At 67.3% G+C, this 16,362-nt stretch carries 19 protein-coding genes, 2 tRNA genes and 1 pseudogene; 11 read left to right on the plus strand and 11 right to left on the minus strand.

Annotation, left to right across the window (positions count from 1 at the left end; genetic code table 11):
- Positions 1-21: 21 nt before the first annotated feature.
- From K940_RS0125020 to K940_RS0125040, 5 genes are read right to left on the minus strand one after another with little or no spacing between them, the layout of a single operon-like run.
- Positions 22-438, minus strand: coding sequence for a hypothetical protein (locus K940_RS0125020; RefSeq protein WP_028479713.1), 417 nt, complete (start codon positions 436-438; stop codon positions 22-24).
- The gene (locus K940_RS0125025; RefSeq protein WP_051407530.1) at positions 435-1,676 is read right to left on the minus strand and encodes a molybdopterin-dependent oxidoreductase; all 1,242 of its coding nucleotides are present in this window, start codon (positions 1,674-1,676) and stop codon (positions 435-437) included. Before K940_RS0125025 ends, K940_RS0125020 begins: the two co-directional genes overlap by 4 nt.
- Positions 1,673-2,302: a class I SAM-dependent methyltransferase gene (locus tag K940_RS30345; protein WP_036530312.1), complete on the minus strand. Its 630-nt coding sequence runs from the start codon at positions 2,300-2,302 to the stop codon at positions 1,673-1,675. Before K940_RS30345 ends, K940_RS0125025 begins: the two co-directional genes overlap by 4 nt.
- A 20-nt stretch (positions 2,303-2,322) precedes the next feature.
- Positions 2,323-3,003 carry a DUF2064 domain-containing protein gene (locus K940_RS0125035; RefSeq protein ID WP_028479715.1) on the minus strand — a complete coding sequence of 227 codons (681 nt, stop codon included), beginning with the start codon at positions 3,001-3,003 and terminating at the stop codon, positions 2,323-2,325.
- Entirely contained in the window at positions 3,000-3,659 is a 660-nt protein-coding gene (locus K940_RS0125040) for a glycosyltransferase family 2 protein (RefSeq protein ID WP_028479716.1), read from the minus strand. Before K940_RS0125040 ends, K940_RS0125035 begins: the two co-directional genes overlap by 4 nt.
- 136 nt (positions 3,660-3,795) lie before the next feature.
- Here K940_RS0125040 and K940_RS0125045 point away from each other — a divergent pair, with 136 nt between their 5' ends.
- The 3 genes from K940_RS0125045 to K940_RS0125055 are packed head-to-tail and all read left to right on the plus strand — an operon-like array spanning position 3,796 to position 6,867.
- Positions 3,796-5,136: a hypothetical protein gene (locus tag K940_RS0125045; RefSeq protein WP_028479717.1), complete on the plus strand. Its 1,341-nt coding sequence runs from the start codon at positions 3,796-3,798 to the stop codon at positions 5,134-5,136.
- Between the two features lie 5 nt (positions 5,137-5,141).
- Positions 5,142-5,849, plus strand: a complete 708-nt coding sequence (locus tag K940_RS0125050; protein WP_036530313.1) for a response regulator transcription factor — start codon at positions 5,142-5,144, stop codon at positions 5,847-5,849.
- Positions 5,842-6,867, plus strand: coding sequence for a sensor histidine kinase KdpD (locus K940_RS0125055; RefSeq protein WP_028479719.1), 1,026 nt, complete (start codon positions 5,842-5,844; stop codon positions 6,865-6,867). The genes K940_RS0125050 and K940_RS0125055 overlap by 8 nt, the downstream gene beginning before the upstream one ends.
- 1 nt (position 6,868) lies before the next feature.
- Here K940_RS0125055 and K940_RS0125060 read toward each other — a convergent pair whose 3' ends face one another.
- The 3 genes from K940_RS0125060 to K940_RS0125070 form a co-directional block, all read right to left on the minus strand.
- On the minus strand, positions 6,869-7,927 hold the full coding sequence (locus K940_RS0125060; RefSeq protein WP_028479720.1) for an NAD(P)-dependent oxidoreductase: 1,059 nt from the start codon (positions 7,925-7,927) through the stop codon (positions 6,869-6,871).
- 157 nt (positions 7,928-8,084) lie between these two features.
- The gene (locus tag K940_RS0125065) at positions 8,085-9,278 is read right to left on the minus strand and encodes a lipase family protein (protein WP_028479721.1); all 1,194 of its coding nucleotides are present in this window, start codon (positions 9,276-9,278) and stop codon (positions 8,085-8,087) included.
- 174 nt (positions 9,279-9,452) lie between these two features.
- Positions 9,453-10,199 (minus strand): glucose 1-dehydrogenase, encoded by a 747-nt coding sequence (locus K940_RS0125070; protein ID WP_028479722.1) that lies wholly within the window; start codon positions 10,197-10,199, stop codon positions 9,453-9,455.
- Between the two features lie 162 nt (positions 10,200-10,361).
- On the opposite strand from K940_RS0125070, the gene K940_RS0125075 reads away from it, so the two are divergent.
- A complete protein-coding gene (locus K940_RS0125075) occupies positions 10,362-10,820 on the plus strand; it encodes a MaoC family dehydratase (RefSeq protein ID WP_028479723.1) in 459 nt (152 codons plus the stop codon).
- 15 nt (positions 10,821-10,835) lie between these two features.
- On the opposite strand, the gene K940_RS0125080 is transcribed toward K940_RS0125075, so the two are convergent.
- A complete protein-coding gene (locus tag K940_RS0125080) occupies positions 10,836-11,273 on the minus strand; it encodes a nitroreductase family deazaflavin-dependent oxidoreductase (RefSeq protein WP_028479724.1) in 438 nt (145 codons plus the stop codon).
- A gap of 120 nt (positions 11,274-11,393) precedes the next feature.
- Between K940_RS0125080 and K940_RS32735 the strand changes: the two genes are divergently transcribed.
- A tRNA-Val gene (locus K940_RS32735) sits at positions 11,394-11,452 on the plus strand.
- Between the two features lie 101 nt (positions 11,453-11,553).
- On the opposite strand, the gene K940_RS0125085 is transcribed toward K940_RS32735, so the two are convergent.
- Together K940_RS0125085 and K940_RS0125090 are read right to left on the minus strand one after the other, a co-directional pair.
- Positions 11,554-11,817 carry a hypothetical protein gene (locus K940_RS0125085; RefSeq protein ID WP_028479725.1) on the minus strand — a complete coding sequence of 88 codons (264 nt, stop codon included), beginning with the start codon at positions 11,815-11,817 and terminating at the stop codon, positions 11,554-11,556.
- Positions 11,818-12,008: 191 nt separating this feature from the next.
- Complete coding sequence (locus K940_RS0125090) at positions 12,009-12,443, minus strand: nitroreductase/quinone reductase family protein (protein ID WP_028479726.1); 435 nt, start codon at positions 12,441-12,443, stop codon at positions 12,009-12,011.
- Positions 12,444-12,556: 113 nt separating this feature from the next.
- On the opposite strand from K940_RS0125090, the gene K940_RS0125095 reads away from it, so the two are divergent.
- The 6 genes and pseudogenes from K940_RS0125095 to K940_RS30355 form a co-directional block, all read left to right on the plus strand.
- Positions 12,557-12,630: transfer RNA gene (locus K940_RS0125095), tRNA-Ile, on the plus strand.
- A gap of 172 nt (positions 12,631-12,802) precedes the next feature.
- Positions 12,803-13,066, plus strand: coding sequence for a helix-turn-helix domain-containing protein (locus K940_RS30350; protein WP_036530203.1), 264 nt, complete (start codon positions 12,803-12,805; stop codon positions 13,064-13,066).
- Positions 13,067-13,249: 183 nt separating this feature from the next.
- Positions 13,250-13,459, plus strand: a pseudogene (locus tag K940_RS33865) (alcohol dehydrogenase); the annotation flags it as partial.
- A gap of 9 nt (positions 13,460-13,468) precedes the next feature.
- Complete coding sequence (locus K940_RS0125105; protein ID WP_051407532.1) at positions 13,469-15,778, plus strand: M20/M25/M40 family metallo-hydrolase; 2,310 nt, start codon at positions 13,469-13,471, stop codon at positions 15,776-15,778.
- 61 nt (positions 15,779-15,839) lie between these two features.
- Positions 15,840-15,965 (plus strand): hypothetical protein, encoded by a 126-nt coding sequence (locus tag K940_RS34005; protein ID WP_255342624.1) that lies wholly within the window; start codon positions 15,840-15,842, stop codon positions 15,963-15,965.
- Between the two features lie 106 nt (positions 15,966-16,071).
- On the plus strand, positions 16,072-16,362 hold a 291-nt coding region (locus K940_RS30355; RefSeq protein ID WP_196812364.1), incomplete at its 3' end, for a helix-turn-helix domain-containing protein.

Genomic DNA, 16,362 nt, shown 5'->3' on the forward strand with positions numbered 1-16,362 from the left:
CTTCTCCAGCAGACTCACAAACTATCGTTGTGCGGGGGAAGCCCAGCGGCGGCCCAGGGCGACTACGACGACCAGCGCCCACACTGTGATCAAGGCGATCATCAGTCCGGCCGAATAATTGCGATCCAGCACAGTTGCGTTGTCCGGCATCGCATTACGGCGTCCGACCACTGGCGCGGCGATCAGAGTGAGAGCGACGGTGCAGACTGCGCCGCATGCGGCGGGCGCCCACCAGCCGGCGGGCAGAAGGCGGCGTGCGCCGAGGCCGATCGCCGCCGACAGTGGCGCGAAAACTGCATCGTGCAACAGGATTCCACCGCCGAACCACAGCGCCACCGACATCAGGTCCCTCGTGTTGAACTCCAACAACAGCGTGATGCCGTACCAGCCGAGCCACAGGCCCGCCAGCAGCAGCCCGGCGCGGACAGCGGTGATCATGACAGTGCCTCGATTCGCGAAAGCCACTTCGTTTGCAACACTCCGGGCCGGTTCGGCGCGATCAGTCGGCACGGATATCCGTGGTCGAGATTCAGCGGCTCCCCGTTGACCTGAAGTGCGACGAGCGAATCAGGATCCATGACGTGCCGTTGGGGTAGCACCGAACTGCGATATATCCCATTGGTTTCCAGCGATTCGAACCGGACGTCGCCGTCGGTATATCCGACCAGGGCCAGCAGATCACGGACCCGCACCCCGGCCCAGTGCGCCGACGCCGACCATCCTTCGACGCAGGCGATCGGCAGCTGCGCGGAAGCTTGCGGCATCGCCGCCAGATCAGCTCGCGTGAGCTCGCGTTCACGATCGCCGACGCGCACTCGCAGGCGATACTCGGGATCACGCGCGCGCTCGGCTACGGCTGCGGCCTCGGCCGAGCGGTTGACCGGAACCCCTTGGGGTCCTTCACCGCTGCGGGGCGCGAGAAACGCCGCCCAGCGCAGAAAAGGTACGGTCTGGCCGGCGATCGCCAAGCCGGCCGCTGCGGCCGACAGCCATGCTGCGGTCAGCACCGTACGGCGACCGACCCGACGGGTGGGCTCGTCGGCGACGGTTGGGGTCGCGCCGTGGTCGGGTGAGTCCGGCTGCATTGTGGACGAGTCGTGCTGCGCGGGAGTCGATTCGTGCCGCGGCGGTGCGGGTCTGTGCTGGGACGGTGTCGATTGGTGCGGTGTCGATTGGTGCTGTGTAGTGGAATCCGACTCCAACGGACGGCTCAATGCGTCGCGAATCACTGGCAACTTCACTGCCAGATGCACTGCGAGCGCCCCGGCAGCCACATACGCCATGGCGTAGTGCGCGGCGGGAAAGAAGAACTTCCACGGGTAGTACTGCGCGATATTGGCCAACCCAGTGGCCAATTCGAAGATGACCGCACCGACCAACAGGGCGATCGAACCGCGTTCGGCGACCCGCAACGGCGAACCGAGGAGCGGGCGTTCGAACAGTCTTGGGTAGACCGCCCACAGTTTCACCAGGAGCAACGGAATGGCGGCGACTCCCGAGATCACGTGCGCGCCTTGGGTGACGCGGTAGAGCCAGACAGGCCGCGGCGGCCACCAGAACCACTCCGGCGGATGTTGAATCCAGTGGCTGATCAGACCGGTCACGAAACACACCGTGATCGCGATGCCGAGTACGCTGCCCACTCGGCTGGCCACTTCGGGTCCACGTGCGCTCATCGCAGTACCTCGGTATCCATGGGATGTCGTTGCAACCAGGCGATGTGTCGTCCGCTCACCTCTGCGGTCGCGTGCACGCGAAAGCCGGTGGCTGCGGCCAGTTGCGCTGCCTGTTCGATGCCGACCTCGGCCCACGGAAACCACGGGCCGGCCGACGTCCTCGTTTCCACGCGCAGTCGACGGTGCACCATACCGGTACCAGGGCGATCGAATTCCACGACGGCGACTCCGCCCACGGCGAGCAGTTCGTGCGTGCGTGCGAGCACACGCAACGGATCGCCACCGATTCCGATATTGCCGTCGGCCAGCAGCGCGTATGTCCAGCGTCCGGCTGCGGGCAGCGGGCCGTACAGGTCGCGGTGTAGCGCCGGTGCACCGCGAAACCGGGTGACCGCCACTGCCGTCGGCGAGATGTCGACACCCAGCGCGACCACCCCGCGGCGCAGCAGTGCCGCCACGAGCCGGCCCGGCCCACACCCGAGGTCGATGGTCGGCCCATCGCAGCAGCTGGTCAGCGCCTGGTCGGCAGGGTTGTCGGCATGGTCGCTCGTGCCGAGCCAGCGTCGGGTCGGGAGGGGGCGCCTGGTCTGGTCGGTGCTGCGAATCCAACACTCCTCGCCGATCATCGCCCGGTCGAAGCCGTCGCTCACTGCGGTGCCACCGTGCGCCGGTGTACTGCGTCGGCGAACCGACCGTGGGTGGTCGAGGCGAGTAGCAGCGCGTCGGCGAACCGATCGACGTCGGAGTAGGTTGCCAAAGAGTGCACGCGTATGCCGCACCGTTGCACCGCCTTTCGTGTCAGGACGCCGGTCCTCGGCGTCGACATCGGAACGTCGACCAGAGCGCGCGCTGGCTGCGGCGTGGGCAGACCGAGTGCCCACCAACCGCCATCGGTGGCCGGTCCGAGCACGGCATCGCCGGTGTCGAGCAGGACTCCGACGGCATCGGCCAGTTCGTCGGCGCCGATTTGCGGGGTATCCATGCCGATCTGCAGGACCGGAAGCCCCCATCGAGCAGCGTCGGCGTGCGCGTTGGCCAATCGCGCACCGAAGGTGCGTCCACGCTGGGGCGCGACCTCGAAATCGGCCAGGAGCCGTTCGATTTCGCCGCAACGCTCGGCGGCGACGAGGTCTCCGGTCAACGCGACCACGCGATGCGCCACCGGGCAGGCCAGCACGGACTCGAGGGTGTCGAGCAACGACGCCGCGGCGATGTCGGCCGCCGCGCTGGGCGTCAACGGCGGTGTGAGCCGCGTTTTCGCAAATCCGGCGACCGGTGCTTTCGCGACCACTAGGAGGGTCGCCGGAAGGGTTGGCCGACAGGTCATTTCAGCACCGCCCAAAAGTCTCGTGCGGCGCGCAGCGAGCCACGCCATGAGCCGGATACTTTCGACGTACCACCGCTGCGCGGTCTATAGGTCACATCCCTTTCGACGACTCGCCATCCCGCGGCGGCGGCAGCCACGAGCAATTCGAGTGGATAGCCGAATCGAGGATGTAGCGGCCCCAACGCGAGCAGCGCCGAACGGCGGGCGACCCGCATTGCGGCGATGTCGTGGACCGGCACGCCGAACCGGTGGCGCAACCGGGCCGCGAGCACCCGGTTGGCGAGGCGAGCGTGCCAGGGCCAGACACTGGCGTGCACCGGTCGACGTCGGCCGACCGCGAGGTCCGCGCCCGCACGTACCTGGGCGACGAGCATCGACAACTGTCTCGGATCCATCGAGCCGTCGCCGTCGAGCACCGCGATCAACTCGGTCTGTGCCGCGGTGATGCCCGCTTGCACGGCGGCGCCGTATCCGGGCTCCGGTTCGGCGATCACCTGTGCCCCGGCTGCCCGCGCCACAGCGGCGGTGGCGTCGGTGGACCCGTTGTCCACCACCAGCGCCCGATAGCCCGGCGGGACGGCCGCGAGGACATCGGGCAAGGCGTCGGCCTCGTCCAGGCACGGGATCACGACCGTGACGTCGTCGGGTCGGTCCATGGGTTCGGTCACACGTCAGACGCTAGGCTCCGCACGCTCCGGTGGCATCGGAAAAACGGTGACGAAATACTGACGGTGTGGATTTCGGTCGAATTGTCCGCCGTTTCCCGGGTGCGGCGGGCCTATCGTGACCTCTGTGCACGAACTCACCGACGCCACGCGCAGCGGCATCCTCCGATTTCGTGGCGAACTGCTCGCCGTGGGCGTGGCCGGGGTGCTGGTGGCCGCAGCCTTCACGGTTCCGCAGATGGCCGACGAACAGTGGCGGCGTTCGCTCTATGCCGCGGCCGCGCCGATCTTCGGGATGTGGCTTCCCCACGTCGGGTGGGGCACTGTCCCTGCGATCCTGATCGCCGTGCTGGTGGTGACCGCCGGCCCGGTCGTCGCCACCCGCTGGTCCTGGCCTCGGCTCCTGGTCGCGGCCTACGTCACCGCCGTGGGGTGGACTTTCGCGCTGGCCATGGTCGATGGTTGGCGGCGCGGCTTCACCGAGCGGCTCACCGACCCCAACGAGTATCTCCACGAGGTCGGCGGAGTGACCGACGTCGGCACGACGCTGCGCGAGTTCTCCGGTCGGATTCTCGACTTCCAGCCGGATTCGTGGACCACGCACGTCTCCGGCCACCCACCGGGAGCATTGCTGTTCTTTGTGGTGTTGGATCGGGTCGGACTCGGCGGCGGGGCATGGGCGGCGGTGGCCTGTCTGCTGATCGGGTGTAGTGCGGTGGTCGCTGTCGCGGTGGCATTGCGGGCTCTCGGTGCGGAGCGGCACGCGCGGGCAGCCCTGCCGTTCTTGGCGCTTGCGCCGGCCGCACTGTGGATCGGGGTATCGGCCGATGGGATGTTCGCCGGCGTCACCGCCTGGGCGGTGGCGTTGCTGGCGATCGCCACCCGACCCGGTCGTGTGGCAGCCGCAGTCGGCGCGGGTGTGTTGTTCGGTGTCGGCATGTATCTCAGCTACGGCATGGTGCTCATGACGATCGTGGCCGTGGCCGTCCTGGTTGCCGGGCGAACGATTCGACCCCTGGTGCCAGCGCTGGTCGGCGCCGTGGCGGTGGCCGCGTTGTTCACTGTGTCCGGATTCTGGTGGCTGGATGGCTACCACCTGGTCGTCGAACGCTACTACCAGGGCATCGCCACCGAGCGGCCGTTCGGCTATTGGTGGTGGGGCAACCTCGCGGCGACGGTGTGTGTGATCGGCCTCGCCACGGTCGCGGCGCTGCCCAGGGCGTTGTCACGTGCCGGGGTGCGCGCGTTGGACCCAGCCACCATGTTGGTGGCCGCGGGCGTGTGCGCGGTTCTCGTCGCCGACGTCAGCGCGTTGAGCAAGGCCGAGACCGAGCGCATCTGGCTGCCGTTCGACATGTGGATATTGGCGGCCACCGCGTTCCTGCCGCGGGGATCGGCCCGAGTCTGGCTCGGCGTGCAGGCCTTGGGGACCTTGTTGCTCGTCCACCTGATCCTGACGAATTGGTGACCACCATGTGCATACTCGTAGCCGACGACGACCCCGTCGTTCGTGATGTCGTCCGGCGCTATCTCGAACGCGATGGGCTGACGGTGCTCGAAGCCGAGGACGGTCCCAGCGCGTCGGCCGCCATGGCGCGCCGCGGCCGCGACCGGATCGAGCTCGCTGTCCTCGACGTGATGATGCCCGCACCGGACGGGATCGAGATCTGCCGTGCCATTCGGTCCGGGCCGCGCCCGGACACCCCGATCATCTTGCTGACCGCCCTCGGCGACGAAGACGATCGGGTGATCGGGCTGCAGGCCGGCGCCGACGACTACGTCACCAAGCCTTTCAGCCCACGCGAACTGGCCCTACGCGTCGCGTCGGTCCGCCGCCGGTATCACGCCCCGGCGGCAGTCGACCACTCTGCGCTGCGCGTCGACGCGATCGAGGTGCGCTGCGCGACACGTCTGGTATTGGCCGACGGCGCCCCGGTGGAGCTGACGCCGCGCGAATTCGATCTGTTGGAGTTCTTGCTGCGGCATCCGGGTGCGGTCTTCACTCGGGAGGATCTGTTGGCCAAGGTATGGGGTTGGGACTTCGGGGACCTGTCGACAGTCACCGTGCACGTCAAGCGTTTGCGCGCGAAGCTCGGCGCCCACCACCGCATCGACACCGTCTGGGGGCGCGGCTATGCGTGGGGACGCATCGGTGGCGAGCGGGAGCGATCTCATGCCTGAGGCCACCTCCCAGCTGGTGCTCTACACCGCCGCCGGGTCGGTGCCGGTGGTTCTGGTCGGTGCACTGGTGCTGCGTGCTACCGGCAACAAGTCGCTGACCAGCAGCATGGTCGCGCTGGTATTGATCCCGATCCTCTCGGCGCTTGCCGGGATGACGGCGGTGAGCGGTCTGATGTTCACCACCGAGCTGCATCGTGCCCTGGTCGTGCTCGTCGTCGTGGCAATGATCACGGTTCCCGCGGCGGTGCTGCTGGGCCGCCAGCAAGCACGCAAGACCGTCTGGGAGAAGCAGATTCGGGAGCAGGAACGAGCTGCTGAACACTCCAGACGTGAGCTGGTCGCGTGGGTGAGTCACGATCTGCGTACTCCGCTGGCGGGTATTCGCGCCATGGCCGAGGCGCTGTCGGATGGTGTGGTCACCGACACGGCCGACGTGACGCGCTACGCAGAGCAGATCGGCCGAGAGACCCGGCGGCTGTCGGCCATGGTCGACGACTTGTTCGAAATGTCGAAGATCAACGCCGGCGCGTTGCGCTTGCAACTGGAGCCGATCGATCTGCGTGAATTGATCGATGAGGTGCTCGCCGCCAACCGGCCGACAGCCGAGCGCGCCGCGGTGTCGCTGCGCGCCGAGCAGCCGGGCGACCGCGTGATGGTCGCGGCCGACGATCGCGCCCTGGGCCGGGTCCTGACCAATCTCGTCTCGAACGCCATCGCCCACACGCCTCCGGGCGGCCACGTCGCGATCTCTGCCGGAACGACCGAGGGACACGCTTGGGCGAGAGTCGACGACACGGGCCCCGGGATCGCCGAGGACGACCTGCCTCGGGTCTTCGAGATCGCCTACCGCGGCACGGCCGCCCGGTCTCCGGTCGCCGCAGGCGGCATGCCGGCCGGCAGCGGTATGGGCCTGGCGATCGCGGCGGGCCTGATCGAGGCACACGATGGCGACGTCACCGCGCAGAACCGTGCTCAGGGGTGCCGTTTCGAGGTACGCCTGCCCAGTCCGGAAGGCTGATTCAGCGACGCGCGGCGTCGGGCGCCGCTGCGCCGCGCAGCGGGGCAAATGCGAAATCCGCGAGCCCGACGCGGGGGTCGACGCGCGCACGGAACCCCAGCACCCGTTGCGAGGCTTCCGGACTTGCGACGATATGGCGCACATCGCCCGGCCGGTACTCACCGGTCACGACCGGAGCGGGCCCATGGCGCGCGTCCGCGAGAATCGCGGCGACTTCCCCAATGGTGATCGGCTGTCCGGAGCAGATGTTCAGCGGCGTGAAACCCGGCAGCGGCTGCTCGACGGCCGCGACGTTGGCGGCCGCGATATCGGTTGCGTGCACGAAATCTCGTGTCTGCAGCCCGTCTTCGAACACTCGCGGGGCGAGCCCCGCCTGTAGCGCCGAACGGAAGATCGCCGCGACCCCGGAATACGGAGTGTCTCGCGGCATATCGTCGCCGTAGACGTTGTGGTAGCGCAGGGCGGTGACCGTTGCGCCGGTGGCAGCCGACCAGGCAGCGGCGTAGTGCTCTTGCGCGACTTTGCTCGCCGCGTACAAGCTGCGCGGCCGCAGCGGCGCGTCCTCCGGTACCGGTTCCCAGTGCAGAGCGGACCCGGTGCGCGTGCAGTAGTGCTCGAACCGCCCACGGTCCAGATCCGCCGACTGGCGCAGTGTCGCCGCGACCAGCTCGCCGCGGACGTTGCGGTAGCGCCCTTCTCCGTAGACCACCATCGACGAGGCCAGTACGAGTCGTCGGCAGTCCGTGCCCGCCATGGCAGCGAGGAGCACGGCCGTGCCGAGGTCGTTGTGGCCGGCGTAGGCGGGCGCGTCGGCGACGCTCACCCCGGCGCCGACGACCGCGGCGTGATGGCAGACCACGTCGACGCCGTGCAGGAGCGGCGTCAAGCCGTCGAGATCGCGTACATCGACCCGGTGTATGCCGTCCGGGGCGGCGGCATCGGGTCCGTGCGCCGCGGGCACCATGAGATCCAGGGCGATCACCTCGTGGCCGGAGCGGAGCAACGCCCGGTGCACGTGCGATCCGATGAAGCCGGCGGCGCCGGTCAGCAGAACGCGCATCGACTAGGTGCGCCCGCGGCAGGTTTCGCGGGCGTGGCCCACATGTTCGACAGTCATGATTCGATTCTGTCCGGACGGTAGCCGGAAAGTCGCGTATCGCCGCCGAGACGTCATATTTTCGTCAGCTCCATACGCGCGCCACCGGGGTCGTGGCGGCTCAGCAGTTGCTCGGTGCGGGGTCGCCACGAAACCGCGAGTCCAGCCAGCCAACCGCGCTCGGCATGCCGAGCACACCGGTGACCGCGTGATCCGGACTCGGATACAGCTCCGACCAGACGGGCACGCCGGCGGCGCAATATCGCGCCATGGTGGCGTCGATCGAATCCACGGGAATCAGCACGTCGTGGTGTCCCCGCCACTGGAATACCGGTGCGGTCGGTGTGCCCTCGTAGAACTCCAGACTGTTCTCCTCGAGCACGGCCCGGGTGTTCGCCTCGTAGGCGAGTGAGACCGAGGTTGCGACGTCCATGACGCCCCGCCCCGCACCCGCGGACATGATTTCGTTGGTACAGCTGTTGGCGATCTGATCGCGAACGGTCAGACCGGTGCCGTTGAGTTGGTCGCTGATCGGCAGACGTGTCGGGTATTCGCGCTCCAACCCGATCGCCGCCGCGAACGCGAGTCCGAAGGCCGGGTGTGGCGCATAGCCGATGCCCTCGATCATTTTGACCAGGTTCATCGGTACTCCGCCGGCCGCGACGCCGACGAGTGGCAGTTCCGGCGCGTAGGTCGGCGCCATGGCGCCCGCCCACGCGGTTGCCATGCCGCCGCCGGAGTAGCCCAGCAGAGCGACCGGACTGTCGGCCAGGTTCAGGTGCGCGACCCGGCGTGCGGCGCGCATACCGTCGAGGGTGATCAGGCCCCCCAACTTGGCGGCGCCGTAGGCGCTGTTGGGGCCGAGGTGGTCGGGCAGCGCCACCGACCAGCCACGCAGCAGTAGCGCGTTGAGTGCAGGCGCTTCGAAGATCACCTGGCGCGGGTCGGTGCTGTAGAGCGCGCGAGATACCGCGCATTGGGTTCCGAGTCCGTTGATGACGTGTTGGTAGGACAACAGCGGCCCGTTCGGCGCGTGATTCAGCGGCGTGAGCACGGTGGTGGTAGCGGCTATGGGTTGGCCGGCGGAGTTGGTGGAACGGAACTTGATCATCGTGACCGTGGCGCCGGGAATGTGCAGTAGTCCGGGCATCGGCCGGACGGCGAGCACATCGCCGGGTGCGAAGCCGGCGAGGTTCGCCGGTGCGGCGTAGAAGGGATCGGGGTCCGGGGCCGGATAGATCGGTTGAGCGGAGGCGGGCGCGACGATCGCGCACACGGCTGCCACCGTGGCGGTGGCGATAGCAATGCGAAACATGGCGTTCGTCAACTCCCATCCATCACGACGTTGTGCTGACGTAGATGTGTCGAAGGCGACCACCGCGGCTCTCGGTCCGCGCACGCGTGGCCGGAAACCCGGCCCCACTGTAGGGAATCGCGGCAGATGATGCTGGGTTACGGGGGCGGCCGCCTTGTTTCGTTATCCAGCCGTTCAACTATCGATGCGCTTGTGCGGAACGCCGACGGTCAGTCCGCCGTCGACGACGAACTCCGCACCGGTGGAGTAGGACGATTCGTCGCTGGCCAGGAAAGTGACCAGAGCCGACACCTCGGCGGGGTCGGCCGCCCGACCGAGTGGAATGGTCAGAAGGTCCTCGGGGATGTCTGCCGTCATCGGGGTACGGATCAGGCCCGGATGCACGGAGTTGACCCGAATTCCCAATGGCGCCAGTTCGATTGCGGTGGACTTGGTCAGTCCGCGGACCGCGAATTTGGTGGCGGTGTAGCCGTGTACTCCTGGACTGCCGCGCAAGCCTTCGGTGGAGGAGATGTTGATGATGGAGCCGCCGCCCGCGGTGATCATGGCCGGCGTTGCGGCTTGCATACCGAGGAAGGTGCCGGTCAGATTGATGTCGATCATGCGTTGCCACTCGGCCAACTCGTAGGAGACCAACAGGTTGCCGTTCACGACGCCCGCGTTGTTCACCAAGACGTTCAGCGCCCCGAACCGTCGACTCGCCTCGGCGACAGCCGCACGCCACTGGTCGGGCTCCCGTACGTCCAGGTGTCGGTAGATCGCGCGGTCGCCCAATTCTTCGGCGACCGCGGCGCCTTGGTCGTCCAGGATGTCGCCCAGCACTACGTGTGCGCCCTCGGCGACGAAGGCTTTGGCGTGCGCTGCGCCCATTCCGCGGGCCGCTCCGCTGATCAATGCCACTTTGCCGGTCAACCGTCCCATGTCCGGGCTCTCCCGTCCTCGCTCCTCGCCGTGTGCGGGCGGCGACGGTCACGCCGCGCAGCCGACACTTCGACAGACCGTAGCTCAGGTCGGTGCGCTATAGCTTCGCTCTGCGTGAAATCTGTCACGTGGGTCGGGTCGATCCGAGTTAGGGTTCCTGGCATGGGCGAACCGATGACGTTCACGATGGCAACGCTGCGCACCGCGGCAGGTACCGAACTCGGCGCGAGCGACTGGATCGCGATCGACCAGCAGCGCATCGACGCGTTCGCCGAGGCGACCGAGGATCGTCAGTGGATTCATGTGGACCCCGAGCGTGCGCAGGCAGGGCCGTTCGGCACCACCATTGCGCACGGCTACCTCACGTTGTCGCTGCTGCCGGTGATGATGAGTCGACTGTTTCGGATCACCGATGCCGGAGCGCAAATCAACTACGGCGTGAACCGGGTTCGATTCCCGGCGCCGGTTCCCTCGGGCTCTCGGGTCCGAGGCCGGGCGATGGTCACGACAGTCGACGAAGTGCCCGGTGGCTTGCAGGTGACGTGCGTGGTGACCGTCGAACGTGACGGCGGGGACAAGCCGGTCTGTGTCGCGGAGACGGTCATGCGAGCCTTGCAGTGACCGCCCGGGCATCGGTCACGTGGGCGACGGCGTGAGCACCACGATCGGGATGGTGCGGGTGGTCTTCTTCTGGTAGTTGCTGTAGCGACCGCGATGCGCGGCGTCGATGATCGCCCAGCGGCGGGCGTAGTCCGGATCGTCGGGCAGCGTCGGCCGTGCCGACACGGTCATCGTCCCTTGCGCGATCTGAATTTCGCACTCCGGGCGCGCCTTCAGGTTGGCCAGCCAGCCCGGTGGCTGGGGCGAGCCCCCGTTGGATGCCACCACCACATAGTCCGCACCGTCTCGGGTGTAGGTCAGTGCCGAGGTCCGCTGTTGTCCGGTTTTGCGGCCTACCGTCCGCAGCAGCAGCGTCGGTCTGCCGGCGAGCAACCGATGTCCGACCCGTCCGCCAGTTTTCTCGTAGACCCACTGATGCGCCTTCAACATGATCTTGAACAGTCGTCTACCCATATCCGACCCTTCAGTAGTATCTGACCAGCTCACCCTATGCCATCCCGCATCTGACCAGCCCCATACGCCCGACCTGGTACCGTCCCCATGCGCTCGCGGAATCTCGCGGTGAGGCGCAGTAACTCAGTCGGTTGGGGCCGTGGACTCACGGTCCATCGGTCGCGGGTTCGAACCCTGCCCACCCACAGGCACCCGATCGAGTCGACGGCGCAACCATTCGCACGGAAGCGCGGGTGAATGAGGGTGATGTCCCTGCGGCCCTGTCCGGGGTGTACGGCACCTACCCCACTCCAGCTCGACCCACGCCCTCGTCGTCTTCTCGCGGCGCGGTTCCGTTCGCGGGATGCTCGACCAGTGCGAGCGTGCGCGCTGCCATGAACCGCGCGGTCCGAACCGGTGTGCCGGATCGTGTTACCTCGCTGACTTCGACCACGCCGCGCGCGATCCGCACCTCGACCCGTCGCCCCGCTCGGGTAGCCGCAATCTCGTAACTGCGAGACCCACCGCCGACATCGACGACGATCTCCACACGATCACCCTTCATCCTCCAATTTTCTACTTTTCCAAGTTCTTTGGCTGCTACAACTTGGTTGCGGCCGGTGCGTCGCACAGGTGCCGATGCCGCCGAGCGCGTTGCGGCTGATGTGCGACTTCGACACCACCGCCAGCACATCGTGAGCGTGGCGCGGCCGACCGGCGTGGAGACGAGCCTTGAAATGACCGGCCCGGCGCCGGTCACGAGGACGACGGTGTGAGTACCACGAGTGGAATGGGCCGGGTGGTCATCTGCTGGTAATCGCTGTAGCGACCGCGATTGGCGGCGTCGACGATCGCCCACCGGCGGGCGTAGTCCGGATCGTCGGGCAGCGTCGGCCGTGCCGACACGGTCAACTTCTGCCGCGCGATCTGGATCTCACACTCCGGGCGCGCCTTCAGGTTGGCCAGCCAGCCCGGTGGCCGGGGCGAGCCCCCGTTGGATGCCACCACCAGATAGTCCGCGCCGTCTCGGGCGTAGGTCAGTGCCGAGGTTCGCTGTTGTCCGGTCTTGCGGCCTACCGTCCGCAGCAGCAATGTCGGAGTCCCGCCCAGCAGCCGATGCCCCACCAGTCCGTCGGTGTTCTCGTACAGCCACTGATGCGCCTTCAGGATGTTGGTGAACAGTCCGCTCATATCTGACCCTTCAGTAGTTTCCGACCAGCTCACCCTATGACATCACGCATCCGACTGGTCCCTACACGCGCGACCGGGTATCATCCCCATGCGCTCGCGGAATCTCGCGGCGAGGGGCGGTAGCTCAGTCGGTTAGAGCCGTGGACTCATAATCCATTGGTCGCGGGTTCGAGCCCCGCCCGCCCCACAAACACCAACTGAGCTGCGGAAACGCTGAACGGGACAGCCGAGTTCGTCCAGAACAGCGCTGTGTCGGCGTTGCTTGTCAGCCAGTTGTTCGAACATCGTGCCCAACGCACCGAACCATGTCCGCATCCCGGCGGCGACCTTGCGGGATTCCGGACCACCATACCTCCAGCATGGCCGAACTCAGCGTCGCGATGCTGGCGCTATTCGCACACATGAAGCGCGTGTTCATGCGAGAGAAGGCCGCTCACGCCCGGGAAGTCGCTGCCGCCCAAGGTAAACAGCCCGGCCGGCCCCGCAAACTCAGCCCCGCCCAGCTCGCCGCGGCCCGAGCAGCGCTACGCGAGGACCAGCCCGTCGGGCAGGTCGCCGAAGCATTCGGCGTCTCACGCGCCACCCTCTACCGCTACCTCGCCCACAACACAGAACAGATATAGATGGAAAAGCACGGGTGACCCGATGGCCCGCCTCATGTCAGTGGCGCTGACCGAACCCCAGGTCCGCGCCCGCAGCAAGACCGTCACCCGCCGGATGGGTTGGCATGTACTGACACCTGGAGACCGGCTGACCCTGTGCCGCAAGGTAATGGGCCGGCGCCGGGGTGAACCGCTCGTGCGAAGCGGGTGCACTACCGCCAACCGCACATCCATGGCGCCAACGGATCCGCACCCGAACACAACAAACGCGCCCTCGACTACATCTCGTCAGGACGAGTGCCGGTGAAAGACCTCATCACCCATCACATCCCCCTCGAAAACGTGCTGGACGCCTTCTCGATAGAGCGAGCTTGTGTGGTTCTTTCGCCTATACACCACTGGACCGACCCATAGAGTCGCATCGTGATCCGAAAACTGGTGGATACGCCGCACCGGGTGGCGGTGGGTGTGACAGTGCTGCTGATTCTCGCGGGCGTGGTGACACTGGCTGTCCGGGCGGAAGGCAACGACCGGCAGCTGGTTCCCCGGTCGACGACGGAACAGTTCAGCGCCGAGCGGGCCGTCACTCACCTGGACCGGTTCGCCACCGAACCGCGCCCGTTGGGTAGCCCGGCGAGCGACCGAGCCGAGGACTACATCGCCGAGCAGATGCGGTCGACGGGCTTCTCGGTGGAGATTCAGCATGCGGTCGGAGCTCGAGAGTCGACGGGGTTGGCGACTTTCGGTCGTGTGGACAATGTGATCGCGACCCTTCCCGGCCGCGACGCCACCGGAACCGTTGTGCTGGCCGCGCACTACGACTCCGCGGCGATGGGTCCCGGCGTGTCCGACGACGGCGCCGCGGTCGCCGCGATGCTGGAGGTCGCACGGCTGATCAGCCGCGACGGCGGGTTGCGTAACAACCTGGTACTGCTGTTCACCGACGGCGAGGAAGACGGGTTACTGGGCGCCGAGGCTTTCGTCCGGGAGCATCCGTCGGCTCGCGCGGGCGGTGTCGTTCTCAACTGGGAGGCCCGTGGGGTCAGCGGGCCCTCGTTGATGTTCGAGACATCCAACGGCAACGCAAAGCTGATCTCCCTGTTCGCCGACGCGGTGCCCGACCCCAGGGGTGACTCGTCGATGGTCGAGATCTACCGGAAGCTGCCGAACGACTCCGACTTCAGCGAGTTCTCCGCCGCCGGTTTCATCGGCCTCAACTTCGCCTACATCGAACAGCCGTCGTACTACCACGCGGCGGGCGACTCTCTCCCGAACCTGGATCGTCGTAGCCTGCAGCATCACGGCGAGAACATGCTGTCGCTCACCCGGACCCTCGGTGCGGCCGACCTGCCCACCCTGCGGTCCGATCAGGACGCCATCTACTTCCGGCTCGGCCCAGTGATGATCACTTACTCGAACGCGCTGGTCTGGCCGCTGTCGGCGCTGGCCGTGGGACTGGTGGCGGCACTGGCCGTGTTCGCCCGGCGGCGACGACTGGCGAGTGTGCCGCGGATGACGCTGGCGGCGCTGTCGGCAGCGCTGCCGTTGGCCGCGTCGATCGTCCTGGGGCAAGCACTCTGGTCGCTGCTCGTGGCGCTGCGTCCGGACTACCAGTTGATGGGTGGACTACTGCATCGCCCGCAGTTCTATCTGGCCGCCCTCGTCGGCCTGGCCGCGACCGGACTGGGTGTCTGGTACCTGCTACTGCGTGGTCGTCTGGGCCCGGCCGCGCTCGCGATCGGCGCCCTCGCCTGGCCGGCCACGCTAGGGGTGGTATGCGCGGTGATCGCGCCGGGTGCGTCGTTTCTGTTCGTGCTGCCGACGGTGTTCGCCGCGGCCGGCGCATTGGCGGCTCTGCTGCCGGTGCGCTGGTCCGGGTGGCCTGCGGTGACCTTGGCGCTGGGGCTTTCGGTGTCCGCCCTGTTTCTCCCCGCCCTGGCTCTCGGCCTGTTCAACTCTACCGGCCTGGCATTCGGTGGCGCTCCCGCGGTCTGCTCGACGCTGTTCGGCCTCATGCTCCTTCCCGCTGTCGAGCTGTTCCTACCCGCACACGCCGTCCGCAACAGGGTTGCCCTCGCAGCGTTGTCGATCGTCGCGGCGCTGACGATCGTCTCTGTCGGCGCCGGGCTGGTCACCGATACCTTCGACGCGGAGCACCCACGCCGAAGCCACCTCGCCTACGTGCTCGATGCCGACACCCGGCTGGCGCACTGGGTCAGCGGTGAACAACAGCCGACCGCCTGGACTCGCGAATACGTCACCGATCACGATCTCTCCGGGCTCCCACCCGGTTACGCACGCGGCCCGTTGTGGGCCGGCCGAGCCGAACCCATCACTGTCGAAGGTCCGCAGCTGGAGGTACTCCACCGAGATCAGGACACCGTGACGATGCATGTGGATTCCCCGCGATCAGCCACCTCACTGACCTTGCGCATCGACCATCCGATCGATCTCGCCTCCGTGAGCATCCCCGGCGCCACACCGGTCACCGTGGCCGTTACGGGCGTGCGCGCCGACACCTGGCCGGGCGAGATCCGCTTCCTCGACCTTCCGCCCGAGGGCGTCGACATCACGGTGCGCACCCCTGGTGCGCACCGTGTCCGCGTCACGGTGATCGATGTGACCCGTGACATCACCGATGCGCCCGGGTTCCACCCTCGTCCCGAGCACACGGTGGCCTCCACCCGAGTGGACGGCGATCTGATCGCGGTAGCGCGGACCTACGAGCTGTGAACAAGGCTCTGGCCGGAACGCCGCCGCGCCGCCGGATCGCTGTCGGCCTGATGAGGTCGTCGTGTCGGCTCAGGTCGACGCCTACCCGACCTACAGCGGGTTGCGCGGAACACAGGCGAAGGTAACCGACGTCAGCAAGGCGGCGCTGACCGAACATTTCAAAGCTGCTGTCTCCAGCTGGAGTTGACCGCATTCATCGAGCACTGGGCTGGGGTCTCGCGGTGTAGGTCGTGAGGTATTGACCCGGAACTGAATGTTTGCGGATGTGGGTGGTGTTCGTGTAGACCCGCGGGGTGGGTGATGATCTGAGGGTGGATATGCGCAGGCTTTCGCCGAGCCAGCAGGAGGCGTTGCGGATGCGGGTGGTGGCTGCGTTGGATGAGGGGATGTCCGCGGCGGAGGCGGTGCGGGTGTTCGGGGTGTCGGAGAACTCGATCCGCAATTGGAAGGCCCGCTACGCGTTCGGTGGTGTAGCTGGTTTGGAGTCGCGACGGCCGGGGCGTAAAGCGGGTGTGCTGCGGAAACTGACACCGGATCAGGAGATGGCGTTGGTGGAGGCGGTCGTGGAGTTCACCCCTGATCAG

This window comes from Nocardia sp. CNY236, assembly GCF_000482385.1.
Classification (GTDB): Bacteria; Actinomycetota; Actinomycetes; order Mycobacteriales; family Mycobacteriaceae; genus Nocardia.

Bases quoted from the DNA above. Each gene is read 5' to 3' on its own strand.
- K940_RS0125020 (WP_028479713.1), bottom strand. From the start codon at position 438: ATGATCACCGCTGTCCGCGCCGGGCTGCTGCTGGCGGGCCTGTGGCTC.
- K940_RS0125025 (WP_051407530.1), bottom strand. From the start codon at position 1,676: ATGAGCGCACGTGGACCCGAAGTGGCCAGCCGAGTGGGCAGCGTACTC.
- K940_RS30345 (WP_036530312.1), bottom strand. From the start codon at position 2,302: ATGATCGGCGAGGAGTGTTGGATTCGCAGCACCGACCAGACCAGGCGC.
- K940_RS0125035 (WP_028479715.1), bottom strand. From the start codon at position 3,003: ATGACCTGTCGGCCAACCCTTCCGGCGACCCTCCTAGTGGTCGCGAAA.
- K940_RS0125040 (WP_028479716.1), bottom strand. From the start codon at position 3,659: ATGGACCGACCCGACGACGTCACGGTCGTGATCCCGTGCCTGGACGAG.
- K940_RS0125050 (WP_036530313.1), top strand. From the start codon at position 5,142: ATGTGCATACTCGTAGCCGACGACGACCCCGTCGTTCGTGATGTCGTC.
- K940_RS0125055 (WP_028479719.1), top strand. From the start codon at position 5,842: ATGCCTGAGGCCACCTCCCAGCTGGTGCTCTACACCGCCGCCGGGTCG.
- K940_RS0125060 (WP_028479720.1), bottom strand. From the start codon at position 7,927: ATGCGCGTTCTGCTGACCGGCGCCGCCGGCTTCATCGGATCGCACGTG.
- K940_RS0125065 (WP_028479721.1), bottom strand. From the start codon at position 9,278: ATGTTTCGCATTGCTATCGCCACCGCCACGGTGGCAGCCGTGTGCGCG.
- K940_RS0125070 (WP_028479722.1), bottom strand. From the start codon at position 10,199: ATGGGACGGTTGACCGGCAAAGTGGCATTGATCAGCGGAGCGGCCCGC.
- K940_RS0125075 (WP_028479723.1), top strand. From the start codon at position 10,362: ATGGGCGAACCGATGACGTTCACGATGGCAACGCTGCGCACCGCGGCA.
- K940_RS0125080 (WP_028479724.1), bottom strand. From the start codon at position 11,273: ATGGGTAGACGACTGTTCAAGATCATGTTGAAGGCGCATCAGTGGGTC.
- K940_RS0125085 (WP_028479725.1), bottom strand. From the start codon at position 11,817: ATGAAGGGTGATCGTGTGGAGATCGTCGTCGATGTCGGCGGTGGGTCT.
- K940_RS0125090 (WP_028479726.1), bottom strand. From the start codon at position 12,443: ATGAGCGGACTGTTCACCAACATCCTGAAGGCGCATCAGTGGCTGTAC.
- K940_RS30350 (WP_036530203.1), top strand. From the start codon at position 12,803: ATGGCCGAACTCAGCGTCGCGATGCTGGCGCTATTCGCACACATGAAG.